Source organism: Paraglaciecola sp. 25GB23A, from assembly GCF_040012495.1.
Classification (GTDB): domain Bacteria; phylum Pseudomonadota; class Gammaproteobacteria; order Enterobacterales; family Alteromonadaceae; genus Paraglaciecola.
This window is the reverse complement of record NZ_JBDYKM010000040.1, coordinates 1-16,945: the sequence shown is the minus strand read 5'-3', so window position 1 is coordinate 16,945 and position 16,945 is coordinate 1. Positions and strand designations below refer to the sequence as shown.

The following is a 16,945-nucleotide window of genomic DNA, read 5'->3' as shown; positions in this document are numbered from 1 at the left end:
TTTTACCGTGGTCAACGTGGCCGATAGTACCTACGTTTACGTGCGGTTTAGTACGTTCAAACTTTGATTTTGCCATTGTTTATTCCCCAGCAAATAGTATTAATAATTTTTGTTCTTGAGCTGGGGAGAGAAGTGGTGCTGATAGGCAGATTCGAACTGCCGACCTCACCCTTACCAAGGGTGCGCTCTACCAACTGAGCCATATCAGCATTTCACAATAATGGAGCGGACGGCGAGAATCGAACTCGCAGCTTTAGCTTGGAAGGCTAAGGTATTACCACTATACGACGTCCGCACACCTTGCTCTCATACCATATCAAGCAAAAAGTGGTGGAGGGGGAAGGATTCGAACCTTCGAAGGCTGAGCCGTCAGATTTACAGTCTGATCCCTTTGACCGCTCGGGAACCCCTCCAGAGATTGATGGTGCCGACTACCGGAATCGAACTGGTGACCTACTGATTACAAGTCAGTTGCTCTACCAACTGAGCTAAGTCGGCACGACATCAAGAGGGGCGCATTCTAGAGTAATGATTAGCACGGTGCAATAGGGGAAATTGAAAAAATTTAAATTTTTGTATCGTTTGCTCAAATTAACGCCGGACTGACTAATTTTCATGCATATAAGTCAGCAAATGCAATATTTAGGCAGTAAACTTTTTATAAAAATCGCTGTAAACCAAGTAAAACTAAATTAGGAAAGAAGCGTAAGTGCGTATTTTTTTGTGAAAATAATAAATCTTGATCGCCACCTGTCACAAAAATTTCGTAATTTTGACTATGCTCCTGTAAATAATTTTCAGCCATCAATACAAAACCTTGCACAGCAGCAAGGCATCCTTGATTAACACAGTCGGGTGTAGATTGGCCTAAGGTGAATTGTTGAGGTCGGCTTAAATCAGCAAAAACTTTTTGAGTATTAGCCAACAAACTTTGTTTCATCACACCAAATCCAGGAGAAATCCACCCCCCTAGATGTTCCTGGCCGATAATTATGTCGCAGGTATTAGCCGTACCCAAGTCTAGTACAGCAACCGGTAATTCAGTGATTGCTCTTGCCGCAAGAACAGCCAGCCAGCGGTCTACCCCTAAATTTTCGAACTTTTGATAAGCGCAAGAAATGCCAAACTGTTGCTGTTGGGTTTGCACAAAATGACAAGCAATCTGATATTTAAGGCAAATCTCATTGATACTTTCAACCAAGGCCTCCTTACCAACGGATGCCACCAGTACCTTATTGCTTTGCCTGATTATATCTTCTAGTGCCTCCACCGAGACGCAGTAATCTATGTGTATTTCTTCATCTGCGCTATCGACCCGAGCAAACTTTATGCGGCTATTGCCAATATCAATGAGTAAATATTTAGGCTGGTCTAACACTAATTTCTCCACCTTGAAATGCCTGAATGCCAAGGTCTGTTTCAACTAATAAAGCCCCATTATCGCTGATGCCACGTGCAATACCTGAGGTAACTGTTTGGCCAATAATGAGATTAATAGTTTGATTGGCATAAACGTCAGCGGCGCGCCACTGTGCAACAAAAGGGGCAAGGCCCTTAGATTCAAACAGGGTGAGTGTAGTTAAAAGCTCGTCAATCAATACGGCCGCAAATTCATTGCGATCGACTTCTGTTGTAATGACAGAGTTAATATCTATGTAGGGTTGATCTATAGGTAAATTGGCTTGCGGTAACTTTACATTAATACCAATGCCCACAATACAATGACAGGCTGCACCAATTTGACCTTCAACCTCTATCAAAACACCAGCTAGTTTTTTACCTAATACATAAATATCATTTGGCCACTTTAGTTTTGCTTGTGACACACCTATCTTATTCAAGGCATTTATAATAGCCACACCAACCGCCAGACTCAGGCCACCGATGGTTTGATAGCCTGCAGGAAATGTCCAATGCATCGACAAATACATACTGGCACCATAGGGAGAAACCCAGCGACGCCCCAATCTGCCCCGGCCTGCAGTTTGCGCCTCTGCTAAACAAACAGAGCCGTTGGATAAATCAGATTGGTGTTCCTTGATAAACTGATTAGTTGAATCGATGACATTTAACACCGTTAATTGGGCATCTGTAGGGACTGTCAGTAAATCCAATATTTTACTTTTGTCGAGCAAAATCAGCGGACAGGCCAATCGATAGCCTTTACCTTGCACGCTATAAATATCCAAACCTAGTTCAGACAACGACTTAATATGATTCGATACCGCAGCCCGCGAAATACCCAATTGCTCGCCGAGAGCTTCCCCTGAACAAAAATCACCTACCGCTAGTTGTTTAATAATATGAGTTCTGATGACATCAGTATTGGCGTGGTTCACCGTCATGTCTGATCCTTAAATCGCTTTGGATTAAATATGCACAAGCCCAGCATTGCTGACTAGTTGCACTTCATTTTCTAATTCGATGAAAAAACTTTGCTGCACCGCGTGTTTTATCTTTTTTGCTAGGGCAACTAACTCACTACCGCTACCAGTACCATCATTGGTAAGCACCAAAGGCTGTTGAGCGTGGCACATTACTCCGCCAATTTTGTGACCTTTAAACCCTAAGGTATCGATTAACCATGCCGCAGGCACTTTAACCTGCTCAGTATTAACTGGATAACTAGGTATATGAGGGTAACGTTGCCGTAATTGCACAAATAAGGCTTTGTCAATAATGGGATTTTTAAAGAAACTACCGGCATTCCCAAGCTTTTTAGGATCGGGTAGTTTGCGTTGCCTAACTTGTACCACTTTATCAAAAATATCTCGAGCACTTGGCTCTGCCAACTCGCGCAACTCGGCATAACTTGCATTCGCTAACCAATGTTTACTAAGACTAAACGTAACACTGCCAATAATAAACTGCCCAGCCAATGCACGCTTAAAAATACTATCACGGTAAGCAAACTGGCACTCAGCTCGCCGAATGTGCTTAATTGTCCCGCTAACTAGACAAAGATATTCGATACTATCGATAAACTGCTCAACCTCAACGCCATAAGCGCCTATATTCTGAATTGGGGCAGCGCCTACTGTGCCTGGTATCAAGGCTAAGTTTTCAAAACCGTTAATACCCTTAGCTAAACACCATTCAACAAGTTGATGCCAATTTTCACCCGCACCCACTTTCAATATAAACTCTTCGTCCGTCTCTTGCAGTTCAATGCCTTTAATCGCCATTTTCAAAATGCAGCCATCAAAATCTTCCAAGAAAACAGTATTACTTCCTTCACCTAAGATGTAATAAGATTGATTGACAGAGCTATGCCAAGACTCTTGCAACTCTGCCAAAGAACCAACCAAGTGGAAGTCCGCAGCATAAGCAGGAAAAGCAAAAGTATGTAGGTTTTGTAAGGGATACAAAAATAGTGACTCTTTTAGAATACGTTGAATTATTGCAGAGTAGTTTATCGAAGATGGGTATTTTTACCAGACAAGCTAAATTAATTAGTACTTTTTTTCAGACTATATTTTTGTGCGCTTGTTTTAGAAAATCTAACTTTTACATGTTTACTGCGATCAAAAACAACACCAAGTAGCGGTGCACCTGCATCTTGTAATCTTTGTACCGCTTCGATGAGGGCCAGACTATCGGTCTTTTCAATATCACAAGTTAAAATAATGCCATCTACCAGTTTAGCAATGACCAAGGCGTCGCTAAAGGAATTAACCGGTGGGGTATCAATAATCAAACGTTCATAAAGCACACCAATTTTTTTTATAAAATCAGCAAATCTCGGTTTAGATAAATAAACCAGTGGATCAGACGTGCCCGCGCCACTGGGCATAATTGATAATTGATTGCCTTTCTCTCGCACCATACATTGGCTAAATGAAGCCTGTTTATTGATAAACTCTGATAAACCAGCCGCGTTGGGTCCAAGCCCAAAATACTGACCAACCACAGGGTTGCGCATATCTCCGTCGATTAACATGGATTTTTCTAATTGCCCAAAGGATTCCGCCAATTCTATAGGAATTAGCGATTTTTCATGATCTTTTGACACGCTAGTAAAAGCCACAATACGGATTGGAGTATCGTCTGAACGCACTACAAGTCCAGAGCGCAAGGTTCTAATCGCCTCCGCATAAACGAAGTCCTTTATCGGCTGCACCGTATTGAGACTGGTTTTACTTAACACTTTTTGTTTGGGTAATTTTGGAATTTCAGCCAGCACTGGCACACCTTGCCTCAATAATAACTGCTTAAAGCGCGTTTTCTTGTCTGCGACTAAATGAACTAAGAACCAAAAACCAATACTAAAAACACTAGCCAAAATAAATGAAAAGCTGATACCCAATAACACTTTGGGTTTACTTGAGTATTCGGGGACTTGAGCAAAATCTACTATGGCAAATTCACCACCACTATCCAAATCTTGCAATATTTCAGCTTCCTGCAAACGCGATAAAAAGACGTCATAAAGTTGTTGCATGGCGCTTACTTTGCGCCGTAAGGTGGCTAACTCCATTTCATGGCGACCTAGCTCGGTATGTCGCAGCCTGGCTTTTTCTAGTTGTTTTGCCAACTCATTTTGTCGATCAATAGAGTTCAGATAAGAATATTGTAAACCGTCCACCACTTGTAACAGAGCAGTATTGTAATTTTCTTGCAGCACGTTTAGTGCGCTTTGAGCAGCAATGTATTTGTAGTGTTTGTATTTGTAACGTTTACTTATCTCATCAAAAAGCAACTCTTTTTCAGTTAACTTGGCAGTTAAATCGCGTAATAAACTGTCGTTAAATATTGCGGGTATTTGCACTAAGTTGACAGTCTCTCCCTGCGCAGCTTTAATTTGCGAAATAGTGGCATAATCTGCAGCGACACTTTTATCAACCTGCAGTTTGTACTCAATTAGTTTAGCTATTTCAGTTTTTACCAGTTCAACTTGGTTTTCTAAATCAACTAAACCATTAACTTGCATAAAATTTTCTAATTCATGCTCCGCTTCGTCTAATTGACTGCGTAAGGTGGTCAATTGACCATCAAGCCAACGGGTGGTTTCATCTGCTTTACGTTTATGTGTTTGGTTTTGATAGTCAAAAAACGTAGGACCTATCGCGTTGGCTATCTCGGCAGCAGTATAAGCTAAGCGCGATTCGACGTTAATTTTTAACATCTCGGTATTAGCAATTTTTGTCAGTTTTAAGTTATTTAGGAGTATGGTAATGGCTGTCTGGCTATCTTTGATTAAGGTGCCATTTTCTAATACTTTTTGAAATTCTTGGCGGTCAGTTAAATTGAGCTGCTCAACGATTTTTGCAGAAAATTGTCTTGAGCGAATAAACTCGATAAACGTATCAAGTTTGTCACTTTCTTTTTGCGACACCGTACCGAAATTACCGCTTAGGGTTAAGGTATCAGATTTTTCGTCTAAGAGGATGGTGCTTGTCGCAGAATATACTTTTGGCAGATTTTTTACATAATAGCTACCCATGCTAGTTAATATTGCAATGGTAATAATCATACGCCATTTTTTTTGCCACAAAAAAGTCAATAGGTCAGTGAGGTCAAAACTCCCCTGGGGCGCGAGTGAAATGACGGCCATAAGCTAAAAAAAACTCGAATTGATGGTAATAATATCACCGGGTAATACTGGGCTTTCTTTATTTACTGGCAATGGTTTTTTTTCTGAGGGCCGAGCGATAAACCATTTACTAGATGAGGCTCTTTCGCTTAAACCACCAGCAATCGCAATGGCTTGCTCAACTGTTAATTTTTGATCAAACTCATATACACCGGGGGCTTTTACTTCACCATGAATATAAAATGGACGATACCTTTCTATGCTAACCGTAACCGAAGGCGCAACTAAATAGCCATCGTCATAACGCTCTTCAAGATTTTTAGCTAGTTGTTTGGGCGTCAGGTTCAGTACTGGAACTTGTCCTATTAAAGGAAAATTAACGACACCACTGTTATCAACCCTTACTTTTAAGCTTAAATCAGTTTCATTATAAACCGCGATTGCCAAACTATCGCCGACACTAATTTTTAGTGAAGAGCTGTCCGCATGTGAAGCAGATGAAAAGTAAAAAAAACTTAAACAAACTAACAGTCGTAATACCATGTCACGCGCGCTCAAGCTGACAAAAAGTCATTTGTTTGATGGGAGTCGCATCTTTAGGCTGGAGGGTATTTTGGTAAACATTCATGCTGATAGTAGCTTGTTTCTCTGTTTTTATTAGTACCATTGAAATATCGACTGGTCGCTGATTTTCATGAGCTAAACAGCAATACTAGGCGCATATCCTAGCGGTGCTTTACACAATAATTTTTTAGCACCAATCGCATTGTGATTGAGTAACAATCGGTTTAACTCATCGAACAACAATACAACATCTTCAAACGGCAACTTAGCTTCATCCGCGCCCATGATCCTCGGGTGCTGAGTTTTTGTATCTGCGTCACCAATTAATAATTCTTCATAGAGCTTTTCACCAGGTCTTAGCCCAGAAAATTTCAGTTCAATCGTACCGTTAGGATTATCACGACTTTTTATACTGTGCCCCATTAAATGCGCCATTTTCTGGGCTAAATCCACGATCTTAACCGGCTGCCCCATATCCAATACAAATACTTGGCCCTTATTGCCCATGGCCCCAGCTTGGATAACTAGCTGAGCAGCTTCAGGAATAGTCATGAAAAAGCGAATAATATCAGGATGGGTGACGGTTATCGGTCCGCCTGCTTTGATTTGCTTGGTAAAAAGCGGTACCACAGAACCAGACGAACCAAGTACATTACCAAAACGCACAATGGCAAACTCTGTGCCCGAACTTAACTCAGCGATAGCTTGAATATACAATTCGGCAAAGCGTTTGGTTGCCCCCATGATATTGGTAGGACGCACCGCTTTGTCAGTTGAAATTAATACAAATTTCTTGACATCAAATTCTGCTGCGACTAGGGCGACATTCGCGGTACCAAATACGTTATTGCGGATGCCAGCTAAGGGATTAGCTTCAACCATCGGCACGTGTTTATAAGCTGCCGCGTGATAAATGGTATGAATTGCATGATCGGATATCGTACTGCGCAGTACTTCAGTGTCTTGTATGCTAGCGAGTATCGGAATCAAAGGTATGTCGGGATATTGCGCTTTAAGTTCATTCTCTATTTGGTATAAATTAAACTCAGATAATTCAAATAAAATAAGATTAGCCGGTGCAGATTTGATAATTTGCCGACATAACTCACTGCCTATGGAGCCACCAGCGCCTGTCACCATGACATTTTTATGCTTGATATTGACATCCAATAATTCAGTAATCGGTGGCACCGCTTCGCGGCCCAATAAATCTTCAATGCGAATTTCACGTAATTCGTCTATTTTATGCTTGCCCGACAGGATATCTTGAATCTTTGGAATACTAAGCAACTCGATCGCAAACGGCTCTAACTCACTGATTAACTCTTTACGCCGTGCTTCTGACGTACCGTGGACCGCCAACAACATTTTGCTGACTCCATGTTGTTTTACATATTTGGGAATATCACTTAATTTGCCGACGGGTAAACCAGAGATTGTTTTGCCATGAAACTTCCCCTTGTCGTCGATAAAAGCCACAGGGTGTAACTCATTTCCAGCTTTTAGCGATTGGGCTAATAATCGGCCCTCGTGAGCTGCACCAAAAATTAAACATTTCTCTCGTAACTTATAGTTTTGCGCTTGAGCTGAGCCTTGGATTAAGAAGCGTGGAGTGATAATTAAAATGGCACTCAGCATCCAATAAATGAAAGGTACCGTGGTTGGAATATGAATGTTTAGCGCAAACTTAGCAGCGAATAAATACAAGGTTGAAATACTGAGCACTAACATCACTATATATATAGCTCTCGCGCCAATATAACGAATAATTTGTCGGTAATGCCCTAAAAAGGCTAATAATGCGAGGGTGAAAGCAATGTTGGCACCAACAGCCATCCACTCAGCAGGGTCAAAATGCCAGGCACCAAAGCCTAATCTAAGCCAGTAGGCAAAAAATGTCGCAGTTATCAGTGACAAAAAATCCCACATAATTTCTAAGCTCAATTTTGCCCCTGCATTGAGACCAAATAACTGCTTAATTTGCATTATAAACTCGCCTCAGACATCACCTGCGCTAACACCGAACAGCACTTGTCTATTTCTTCAGCTAACAAGGTAGGATGCACTAAAAACATCAATGATGTTTGGCCTAACTCAATTGCGTTCAATAGGGGCTGCTCAGGACGGTAAAAAGTATCATCAAAGGCTTTTTCCAAATAAACTTCAGAACATGAACCTGAGAAGCAAGGTACTTGATGCTGATTGATGGCATCAATAATTCTATCTCTGTTCCAACCAAGTTTGAGTTGCTTAGGCTCAACAAAGACATAACATTTATAGGCAGCATGTTCGATATAAGCAGGCATACTTGGCACGCGTAAGGCATTAAATTGCTTAGCGGTAGTCCAGATTTTCTCACTGTAAGCTTGACGTTTTTTAGTCCATTCTGGCATTTTTTCAAGCTGTTTCAAGCCCACCGCAGCTTGAATTTCTAACATGCGCCAGTTAGTGCCAAAAGACTCATGCAACCAACGAAATCCGGGTGGGTGCTGTTTTTCATAAATGGCATTCCAAGATTTACCGTGATCTTTAAACGACCAAACTTTCTCCCACAAATCTTTGCGATTGGTGGTCACCATTCCGCCTTCACCCGCAGTGGTCATAATCTTATCTTGGCAAAATGACCAGGCGGCTATATCACCGATACTGCCAGTAGAGCGTCCCTTATATAAGGCACCATGAGATTGCGCGCAATCCTCTACCACGTATAAGTCATGGTGTTTAGCCAAGGCCATAATGTCATCCATTTCACAGGGCCAACCCGCTAAATGAACACATAATATGGCAGCGGTTTTCTCACTAAGGTGAGGAGTAATAGTTGCTGCACTGATGTTTTGACTATCACGTTCTATGTCGGCAAAGACCGGTACCAGACCGGCTAATACAATCGAAGATATAGAAGCAATAAAGGTGCGAGAAGTGACGATAACTTCAGCGCCCTTGGGAAGTTCAAGTGCTTGCCAAGCTAGATCTAAAGCGACAGTGCCATTAGCGACTGCAACGGCATAATCTGACTCAAAATATTCAGCAAATTTCTGTTCAAATTCGCGACATTGCTGACCAGTCCAGTAGTTAACCTTGTTTGAATCAAGTACAGCTAACACGGCTTCTTTTTCAGCCGCATCAAAACACGGCCAAGGAGAAAATGGACCATTGAGCATGATATAAACCTCTTCAGTAAACTTATTATTTTTGTTTTATTACTTTAGCGGGACTGCCCACTGCAACCGAATAATCGGCCAAATCATGTAACAACGTACTGCCAGCACCTAAAATGCAGTGTTTGCCAATGCTTTTACCCGGAATAATAACACTTCCAATACCAATAAAACTAGCTTCACCGATAGAAACCGAGCCTGCCAAGCGGGCGCCAGGCGCAATGTGAACAAAACTAGCCAAGATATTGTCATGATCGACACTAGCCCCGGTATTCACGATACAACCTCGCGCTATCTTAGTATCAATGTTAACAGCTGCAGTGGCACAGATTAATGTGCCCTCCCCTATTTCGCTATAGGGACTAACAACCGCCGAGGGATGTATCAAGGTTGCCATTTGGCATTGCTGTTCGAGTAATTGAGTTGTTACCTTTTGGCGGGTAATGTTATGACCTATGGCAACAAAATAATCCGTATGTACAGTATCTAAACCAGAAAATTCTGCGCCTGTGCCCACGACAGGCCAATGGCTCACCTGGGTCAATTGAGGATATAAACCATCCCAAAAACAGATATTGGTATAACGGCCCATTAATTCTGCGCACTCAGCAGCAACCTTACCGTGACCACCGGCACCAATAATAACAAGATTCTTAACCATGTTTAGTGAGCTCATTTTTCATTACCTTCAAATTTGCTCATGGTCGCCTCGCCCGTTTGATTGATATCTGCCTTTTTTAATACCTTTAACACCGTCATTGCTAAAATTTTGCAATCTAGTAGCAAACTTTGATGCTGCACATACCACACATCATAATCAAACTTTTGTTGCCAACTTAAGGCATTGCGACCATTGACTTGAGCCCAACCAGTTATCCCGGGGCGAACTTGATGACGCTTTTGCTGCTCGGCATTATACAAAGGTAAATATTCAACCAGTAATGGCCGCGGGCCAACTAAACTCATATTCCCTTTGAACACATTCCATAAACCCGGTAATTCATCCAAACTAGAAGCGCGTAACCACAGCCCAAAAGACGTCAATCTTTGCTCATCAGGCAACAATTGCCCTTGTGCATCAAGTTGTGAGGTCATGGTACGAAACTTTAACATCTTGAATATTTCGGCGTCTTTACCGGGCCGTAATTGGCGGAACAAGATAGGACTACCTAATTTAAACCGGATGATGGCAGCGAGTACTAACAAAATGGGCGACAGCAGCAACAATGCACAAGTCGCGATGAAAAAGTCTAATAGGCGTTTAATCATTGCTCTGCCCTCTTGCTGACAGTATGTGCCGATAAAAATCAAACACCTGACAGGCATTGTGTTGCACATTCATCACTTGAGATACTTTGTGGCGCGCGTTGGCGACGAGTCGCTGGCGTTCTTCTGGTTCGTTGATGGCTTGTCTTATTTTATTTGCCAATTGTGTGGGTGATTTAGACTGCGCCATGTAGCCAGTTTCTCCATCGACAACTAAGTCTGGAAAACCACCCACATCAGTAGTTAAGGTTGCGACTTGCGCATACATCGACTCTACTGCCCCCCCAACGTTTTCTGAATGTGAAGGATGAACAGCTAAATCAAACTGCGGATAAAGTAAGGGTACGTCATGACGTAGACCAAGAAAAACACAAGTCCCAGGGGCTTTTTGTTCTGCATACTGCTTTACTTTCTGAAAATACGAGTCAGCATTAGCCCAAGGTCCGCCAACAAAAATACATTTAACATTAGCATGGCTTTGCTTAACGATCGCGATGGCGTCAATGAGGTCTTCATGCCCCTTCAATCCGCGTGTTTGACCGAGATAAGGTTTAGGTGCATAAAAATAAGCCACCATGCCGACGACAAAACTGTCTTCAGGCAGATTTAATTGTTGTTTTATATTGGCGGTAGGAGACTGTTGGAATAAAAAGTCTTCCTCATTAACCCCATAATAAGCTAAACCAATGCGGGTAGATTCGATGCCTGAATCTTGATAACGCTGTCGAGTCCAAAGACAAGAGGCTAACCAATAATCTTGCTGCTGAGCTAAGACTAATTCAACACTACGGAACAGCAGATGTTCCAAATGCAAGGGGCCAGGCACATGAAAAATTCTAGGAAGCTTATACTTGCGCAAAGCAAGACGCATTAATAATGTGGTCGCTACAAAATGACTATGGATGATATCTGGGCTTATCTCATCGACCAAGGCTCTCAATTTTGTGATTTTCTGCTTATTCAACCACGGTTTGCGCAACTCAATAGAAGGGTCAAAGATGTGCACTTTAACCCCTGCTTGTTGATATTTGGTCACCATTGGGCCATCAGGTAAGGCCAAATGGACTTCAGCCCCAAGTTTGACCAACTCACTGGTTTGACGTAAAGCCCAACTGGCGCCAACGGCGGTTTTAAGCAGATGTAGAACTTTCATTAAATTTTTCTTGTAGGGTTAAATAAGACTGATAAAACGTCTTGCGCCGTTGATTTAAAATCGTGATTTCATATTCACGTGCTGTGCGTAAATTGCACTCTGACGCTTCACTAAGTAAAGGGATCGATTGGCTCAAATTAAGTATTGTGTTGGCCAGTTGGGCTGCATTGTCCTTTTCTACTAAATACTGCTCACTGAGCAATTCAGGAATGCCGCCGACGTTAGACGCGATACAAGGCAAACCTTTTGCCATTGCTTCAAGCAATGCTCTAGGTAAGCCTTCTGTTCTTGAAGGCATAACAAAAATATCACTCTGTTCAAGATAAACCGCTACTTGTGTATGAGCGACCGGCCCAGCAAAATTGACCATCTCAGCACAATCTAATTTTTCAGCAAGTTGTTGCATGGCATTTAGAAAATGTCCCCCTCCTAACATAGTGACATCAAACTTATAGCCTTGCTTTTTGAGTAAAGATACTGCCTGAATAAGGGTATCTGGCCCTTTATACAGTTGTTCAAGTGAACCAACAAAAACCAGTTTAGTGGCTATTTTTTGAATGACTTTTGGAGCTTGGGCAAAGTGCTCTTCTTTTAATTCAATATCTGAACAACCGACAGACACAAAACCTTCGCGCACAGGATAGCGTTTTTGCAGATACGTTTGGGTGACATAACAGGCGGACAAGGCATTTTTGGCCATGCGTTTTAAGCCCAAGTAACTCAAAAATCCAAGTACACGATCAAGGCCATTATTAGTAATGCCAGAACTAAATACATCGTAAGGATCGCCAACCAGCTCGAGAGCATAACCAAGCTTGGTGCCAGTCCCAAATAGAGCTAGCATTGCAGATTGTGATGGCACACGCAAAATTAAAGCGCGACTCTTAATACACTCAGCTCTTATTGTTTTGCGAATACTGAGCGCATTTAACAACAAGCCTGCAAATCCGACGTAATAGGGTAAGGCGACAAATTTAACCTTACTGCCATTAGATTGTTGCCAAGAGTCATCTACTGAACTGACATCCTGAATTCGAGCAACAACAATAACCTGGTTAAAAACCTCCAAGTATCTCAACCAGAAAGGATACATAAACACACTATTTGTCCAAATTTTGCCATCCGAACTTCTAAAAAAGCGGAATTCACAAGTAACAACTACATCCACTATAATGCCTTCTTCTTTTTAGCTAAAAACATAAACGTAAGTGCCACAAATTGGCCAATAATAATTTGCACTGGCACATGGGCAAAACTATTTCGGATCATAATAAAGACAGGTACTAAACTGACACCCAATAATATGTCGTAACGAGTTTTTGAAGTCTGGTTATCTAGATAAGCCAGTAGACTACCCAACAACAAAAAAACCGCAAATACACCTGATTCGCCAAAGTTAATATAAGCCTCAGCTACAGGCGAAAAACCTATGGGTCCAGCTCGTTTTATGACGGTTACATTTAACAAACGTTCATCATCTGCTGAGGGTATACGTTCCATTTGAGGTAATACTAAGGCAAGTTGTCGCTCAAATGGAGCCCAATAACTAGCACCTAACATTAACTCGTCACCATTTACTCGCCAAGAGACAACTTCTTGCACAGCACGCAAACTTGAGCCCATTTCAGCAACCGCATTCATAGGATTAAACGATGCGCCAGCAGAATAATCACCAGAGATTCGCGCATTTTTAACAATGCCAGCAAAAATAAGAAAAACACACACACCTAACAGTAATACCAGTCCGTTAATTGGCTTGCCTTTTCTTCCTAACATACAAGCGGCAACCGCACAGGGAAACATAACTTCGCCCCTTAAACCGAGTTTAAATGCAAACATCGACCAAAGTGCAAATAATACAAAATAACTATAACCAAAACCTTTTTGGTACGTCACCGCAATAAACACCAGCGACAAACCAATAAACATATAAATATAAGTAAATATAATGCCGACAATAGGGATACTATCGACCACCGCTAAATACGCGCCGTAAGAATAGATTGCGCCGGTACCCGCTCCTACTAAAAAAAACACCAAAGTTATAAGAACTAAAAAGATCCCACCAAAATGAAATAACCTTCGGTCATAATCAACATCACTAAGCAGAGGTTTATCAGGGTTTTCAGTGGGTTTAGAAAAAAATATAGCTCCTAAGCCAAAACCTAAAAATGCCAAATTAATCAGATGTATCGCATTACTTGTTTCTTCTTTATTAAACCAAAAACTAATTTGATAGAGAATGTCCTCATCGCTTATACCACCGATAGAATTTGCGAGTATTAAACCGCCATGAAATATTCCGAAAGAAACATAAAAAATATAACAGATCGACCATGTGCCTTTAGGCAGTGTATTTGACAGCAATACCGCAATTAATAACCAATTAAGAGTGGTTAGAATCTCAAGTTCAGCCCTTGGTGACTCATACACATCCAAATACGCAGCAAACACTATGATACTGTTGAGAAGTAGGATCCAGATTCCTATTAACTTCTTCGTTTGACTGGAGTTAAGTGTAAAGAGCATAAAGTTGCTTGACGTTAAATTCTAACTGGAAGAAGCTTTGTTTAAATTCCTGCTTGGCCTTATCTCTTTCAGGTTTAGTGTTCAGAATAAAGTTGAGCATGGTAAGCCAATCTGCATTATCTCTACTTAAAGACAAATGCTTAACAATGGGTAGTTGTTCAGCTATTTCTAATACGCCAGGAATATCAGACGCTAAAACTGGCGTGCCAATACTTGCCGATTCCAACACGGCTCCTGGCAGGCCCTCCCATTTAGAGGGAAATAACATCACATTTGCATGCGCCATAAAGGGCAAAACATTACTCTGCTCCCCTAGATAAAAGATCCGACCATGGGCATTAGACAGCTCACTTATACTAAGCAAATGTGCCTTAATTTCAGTGTCTTCTTTACCTACAAGAACTAATACTGCATCTTGATTCTGTTCACAGTAACTACAAAATATCTCAACGAGTCTTGGGTGGTTTTTTTGTTCATGCATTCTGGATACATTAAGAATAACTTTTTTAGAGTCTAAGTTTGGGATGTATTGCTGCCAAAAGTTTTGTTGTAACTCAACGTCCCGTTGAACAAATCCATTATAAATCACTTTAAATCTGGGATCGGTCTGCCAGTCAAAATGCCAGAAAGCATCTAAGGCAGCTTTGCAAACACCCGCGATATGGTGAGCAAAAATTAGGATAAGCTTACGCAGAAACTTGTCTCTCAGTCGACGTACAATATTGGGGTTTTCCACATCATTAGTACTGCGAAAGTGGGCGATACGTATCTTGACTGAACAAAGCCAGGCGATAAACAACATTAGACCTGACACTAGGGATACATGAGAGTGCACAACATCATACTTACCCCGGCGTAGGAGGTTAGCAAATCTAAATAAAAAGGTAAGGCCTAATGCACAATAGTGAACTTTGCTGCCAAGTTCAGTAATCTGTTGATCTAAGACACCTTTTTGCCCACTAAGTACTACAAACTCATATTCTACGCCCTTGGCACGCATACTTTGCAGGGTCGATAAAGTCCGTAATTCAGCCCCTCCCCTGTTCATTATGCCAAATACGTGTAAAACTTTTTTAGTCATTACTTAACTGCCTTTTGTGCAGGTTTTTCCAAAAGAAATAAGCAAATAAAATGCCTTCGACGAGGGTAGCGATGACCATAGCCTTAGCCGCTCCTAAAGTGCCTTGACTTGGCACCAACAGTAAACATGAAATTAATACGCTAAGCGTTCCCACAGTATAAATATAAGTTTGCACCTGAAATTGTTTAAGGGCATTCATTGCAGTACCAATAAAAATGTAAACGTAGCGAATTGCCGCTGCAATCAAGACCCAAATTAATTCCGTAGATAACTGCGCTATTTCGGCATTATAAAAAAGTCGTAGAAAAAACTCGCCAAAGACGATTGCAACGACAATACCTGACAAGCCTATCGCAGCGCCAATTAGACACATTTTTGTAGTAAGAGAAGTGAAAGATTGCCAATCGCCTGCTTTAGCGAGACTCGCTAAGCGCGGTGAACTTGCTTGCGAAACACTATGGATTAAAATTCCCCCTGCAATTAAAAAATAACTGACAGCAGCGAACTGCCCAGCAGCTGCAATTCCGCTGTATTTTTCAATTACAAAATTAGGAATATAAACAAACATAGCGCCGACTACTAAAGCTAAGCCTAATGTGTAGTATTTTTTTGCAATAAGTAGTGGCGATTTAAACCAATAGAATGGATTGAATAATGTCAGCCAACGAGTAGCAGTGGAGTCTAATTGAAAGCGAATTTTGGTAAAAAATAAGGCGTCGATTATACTAAATAAACCACTAATTAAAACCCAGCCCACAATCATCCATAATGCCGACAAGCTAGTCTGAGCCATAATGATAATCACCATTATACTTAACAACGAGCGTAAACATTGAGAAATAGTGGCGGTTTTAAAGCAACCAGAACGATGGTAGTAAGCGTAAAATAATTCTGACCAACCATCAAACCACTTATATAAAGCGATTAATAAAAATAAAATCAGAGGAATATTTTGGTAAAACAACACACCAATTAACAAGGCTAATAACAAGCCCATAGTATTGGTAAATAAGCGCGTTCCTAAGTATTGCTCACTGGTATATTCGCCATCGAGATCAACGACAAGTAAAGTCCGTAGTTTTAGGCTAAAAAGTAGAAAGATAGGAGAGATAACCGATAGCGCTAAAACAAACTGACCTAAAAATACAGCGTCGTACTCTTTAGCTATTATTACTAATAGTAGCCAATTAGTTAGCGCAAAAGAAAGATTCGCAAAAAGCGTTAAAACGGCGTTTTTTGTCAAACTGGATGACATAGGACAACTAATTATTGTTCTTATTATTATCTTGCAATAATGCTCGAATACGCTGTTCAAATCAAATGAACTTCACCGTTTTAAGGGATCTAGGGCGCTTTAAAGACCCCGAGAGACTTTGATGTAATGAATTGGGACCCCCGTGCTAATTCAGCCGAGTCTCTTTTCGGTGAATTAACGCAAGTTGAGTCGAACTGTCTATATGGCGTGTCGCTCACCTAACCTATCTTTTACTGTTGCTGTTGCTCTTGCTCGAAACTCGTCGCTAGCAGCTCGCAGCTCGCAGCTCAAAACAATCTGTCTCTAAAACGAAAAAAGCCCAACTCATCGAGTCGGGCTTGTTTCTTAATGGGAGCCTGGCGGTGTGCTACTCTCACATGGGGAGACCCCACACTACCATCGCCGC

14 protein-coding genes, 4 tRNA genes and 1 pseudogene are annotated in these 16,945 nt (G+C 41.3%); all 19 read right to left on the bottom strand.

The window, feature by feature from the left end:
- A pseudogene (locus ABKW31_RS22180) lies at positions 1-76 on the bottom strand (elongation factor Tu); the annotation flags it as partial.
- Between the two features lie 57 nt (positions 77-133).
- Positions 134-209, bottom strand: a tRNA-Thr gene (locus tag ABKW31_RS22175).
- 12 nt (positions 210-221) lie between these two features.
- Positions 222-295: transfer RNA gene (locus tag ABKW31_RS22170), tRNA-Gly, on the bottom strand.
- A 33-nt stretch (positions 296-328) separates the two neighbouring features.
- A tRNA-Tyr gene (locus ABKW31_RS22165) sits at positions 329-413 on the bottom strand.
- A gap of 9 nt (positions 414-422) precedes the next feature.
- A tRNA-Thr gene (locus ABKW31_RS22160) sits at positions 423-498 on the bottom strand.
- 160 nt (positions 499-658) lie between these two features.
- The gene (locus ABKW31_RS22155) at positions 659-1,378 is read right to left on the bottom strand and encodes a type III pantothenate kinase (protein ID WP_348618896.1); all 720 of its coding nucleotides are present in this window, start codon (positions 1,376-1,378) and stop codon (positions 659-661) included.
- Entirely contained in the window at positions 1,362-2,345 is a 984-nt protein-coding gene (birA, locus tag ABKW31_RS22150; protein ID WP_348618895.1) for a bifunctional biotin--[acetyl-CoA-carboxylase] ligase/biotin operon repressor BirA, read from the bottom strand. The genes ABKW31_RS22155 and birA overlap by 17 nt, the downstream gene beginning before the upstream one ends.
- A gap of 24 nt (positions 2,346-2,369) precedes the next feature.
- On the bottom strand, positions 2,370-3,368 hold the full coding sequence (murB, locus tag ABKW31_RS22145) for a UDP-N-acetylmuramate dehydrogenase (RefSeq protein WP_348618894.1): 999 nt from the start codon (positions 3,366-3,368) through the stop codon (positions 2,370-2,372).
- Between the two features lie 80 nt (positions 3,369-3,448).
- Entirely contained in the window at positions 3,449-5,554 is a 2,106-nt protein-coding gene (locus tag ABKW31_RS22140; protein WP_348618892.1) for a polysaccharide biosynthesis tyrosine autokinase, read from the bottom strand.
- Between the two features lie 3 nt (positions 5,555-5,557).
- Positions 5,558-6,076 carry a polysaccharide biosynthesis/export family protein gene (locus ABKW31_RS22135; protein ID WP_348618891.1) on the bottom strand — a complete coding sequence of 173 codons (519 nt, stop codon included), beginning with the start codon at positions 6,074-6,076 and terminating at the stop codon, positions 5,558-5,560.
- A gap of 156 nt (positions 6,077-6,232) precedes the next feature.
- Positions 6,233-8,083, bottom strand: coding sequence for a nucleoside-diphosphate sugar epimerase/dehydratase (locus ABKW31_RS22130; RefSeq protein WP_348618889.1), 1,851 nt, complete (start codon positions 8,081-8,083; stop codon positions 6,233-6,235).
- Complete coding sequence (locus ABKW31_RS22125) at positions 8,083-9,258, bottom strand: DegT/DnrJ/EryC1/StrS aminotransferase family protein (protein WP_348618888.1); 1,176 nt, start codon at positions 9,256-9,258, stop codon at positions 8,083-8,085. The genes ABKW31_RS22130 and ABKW31_RS22125 overlap by 1 nt, the downstream gene beginning before the upstream one ends.
- A gap of 25 nt (positions 9,259-9,283) precedes the next feature.
- Complete coding sequence (locus ABKW31_RS22120; RefSeq protein WP_348618886.1) at positions 9,284-9,931, bottom strand: acetyltransferase; 648 nt, start codon at positions 9,929-9,931, stop codon at positions 9,284-9,286.
- Positions 9,928-10,524, bottom strand: a complete 597-nt coding sequence (locus ABKW31_RS22115) for a sugar transferase (RefSeq protein ID WP_348618884.1) — start codon at positions 10,522-10,524, stop codon at positions 9,928-9,930. Before ABKW31_RS22115 ends, ABKW31_RS22120 begins: the two co-directional genes overlap by 4 nt.
- Positions 10,517-11,674 (bottom strand): glycosyltransferase, encoded by a 1,158-nt coding sequence (locus ABKW31_RS22110; protein ID WP_348618882.1) that lies wholly within the window; start codon positions 11,672-11,674, stop codon positions 10,517-10,519. Before ABKW31_RS22110 ends, ABKW31_RS22115 begins: the two co-directional genes overlap by 8 nt.
- A complete protein-coding gene (locus ABKW31_RS22105; RefSeq protein WP_348618880.1) occupies positions 11,652-12,743 on the bottom strand; it encodes a glycosyltransferase in 1,092 nt (363 codons plus the stop codon). The genes ABKW31_RS22110 and ABKW31_RS22105 overlap by 23 nt, the downstream gene beginning before the upstream one ends.
- Before the next feature lie 98 nt (positions 12,744-12,841).
- Positions 12,842-14,203 carry an O-antigen polysaccharide polymerase Wzy gene (gene wzy / locus ABKW31_RS22100; RefSeq protein WP_348618879.1) on the bottom strand — a complete coding sequence of 454 codons (1,362 nt, stop codon included), beginning with the start codon at positions 14,201-14,203 and terminating at the stop codon, positions 12,842-12,844.
- Positions 14,187-15,284 (bottom strand): glycosyltransferase, encoded by a 1,098-nt coding sequence (locus ABKW31_RS22095; protein WP_348618877.1) that lies wholly within the window; start codon positions 15,282-15,284, stop codon positions 14,187-14,189. Before ABKW31_RS22095 ends, wzy begins: the two co-directional genes overlap by 17 nt.
- A complete protein-coding gene (locus ABKW31_RS22090) occupies positions 15,277-16,539 on the bottom strand; it encodes a hypothetical protein (protein WP_348618875.1) in 1,263 nt (420 codons plus the stop codon). Before ABKW31_RS22090 ends, ABKW31_RS22095 begins: the two co-directional genes overlap by 8 nt.
- Positions 16,540-16,945 lie beyond the last annotated feature (406 nt).

What these genes read in the sequence shown, in the direction of transcription:
- birA (WP_348618895.1), bottom strand. Translation starts at nt 2,345, where the DNA reads ATGACGGTGAACCACGCCAATACTGATGTCATCAGAACTCATATTATT.
- ABKW31_RS22140 (WP_348618892.1), bottom strand. Translation starts at nt 5,554, where the DNA reads ATGGCCGTCATTTCACTCGCGCCCCAGGGGAGTTTTGACCTCACTGAC.
- ABKW31_RS22135 (WP_348618891.1), bottom strand. Translation starts at nt 6,076, where the DNA reads ATGGTATTACGACTGTTAGTTTGTTTAAGTTTTTTTTACTTTTCATCT.
- ABKW31_RS22130 (WP_348618889.1), bottom strand. Translation starts at nt 8,083, where the DNA reads ATGCAAATTAAGCAGTTATTTGGTCTCAATGCAGGGGCAAAATTGAGC.
- ABKW31_RS22125 (WP_348618888.1), bottom strand. Translation starts at nt 9,258, where the DNA reads ATGCTCAATGGTCCATTTTCTCCTTGGCCGTGTTTTGATGCGGCTGAA.
- ABKW31_RS22120 (WP_348618886.1), bottom strand. Translation starts at nt 9,931, where the DNA reads ATGAGCTCACTAAACATGGTTAAGAATCTTGTTATTATTGGTGCCGGT.
- ABKW31_RS22115 (WP_348618884.1), bottom strand. Translation starts at nt 10,524, where the DNA reads ATGATTAAACGCCTATTAGACTTTTTCATCGCGACTTGTGCATTGTTG.
- ABKW31_RS22110 (WP_348618882.1), bottom strand. Translation starts at nt 11,674, where the DNA reads ATGAAAGTTCTACATCTGCTTAAAACCGCCGTTGGCGCCAGTTGGGCT.
- wzy (WP_348618879.1), bottom strand. Translation starts at nt 14,203, where the DNA reads ATGCTCTTTACACTTAACTCCAGTCAAACGAAGAAGTTAATAGGAATC.
- ABKW31_RS22095 (WP_348618877.1), bottom strand. Translation starts at nt 15,284, where the DNA reads ATGACTAAAAAAGTTTTACACGTATTTGGCATAATGAACAGGGGAGGG.
- ABKW31_RS22090 (WP_348618875.1), bottom strand. Translation starts at nt 16,539, where the DNA reads ATGTCATCCAGTTTGACAAAAAACGCCGTTTTAACGCTTTTTGCGAAT.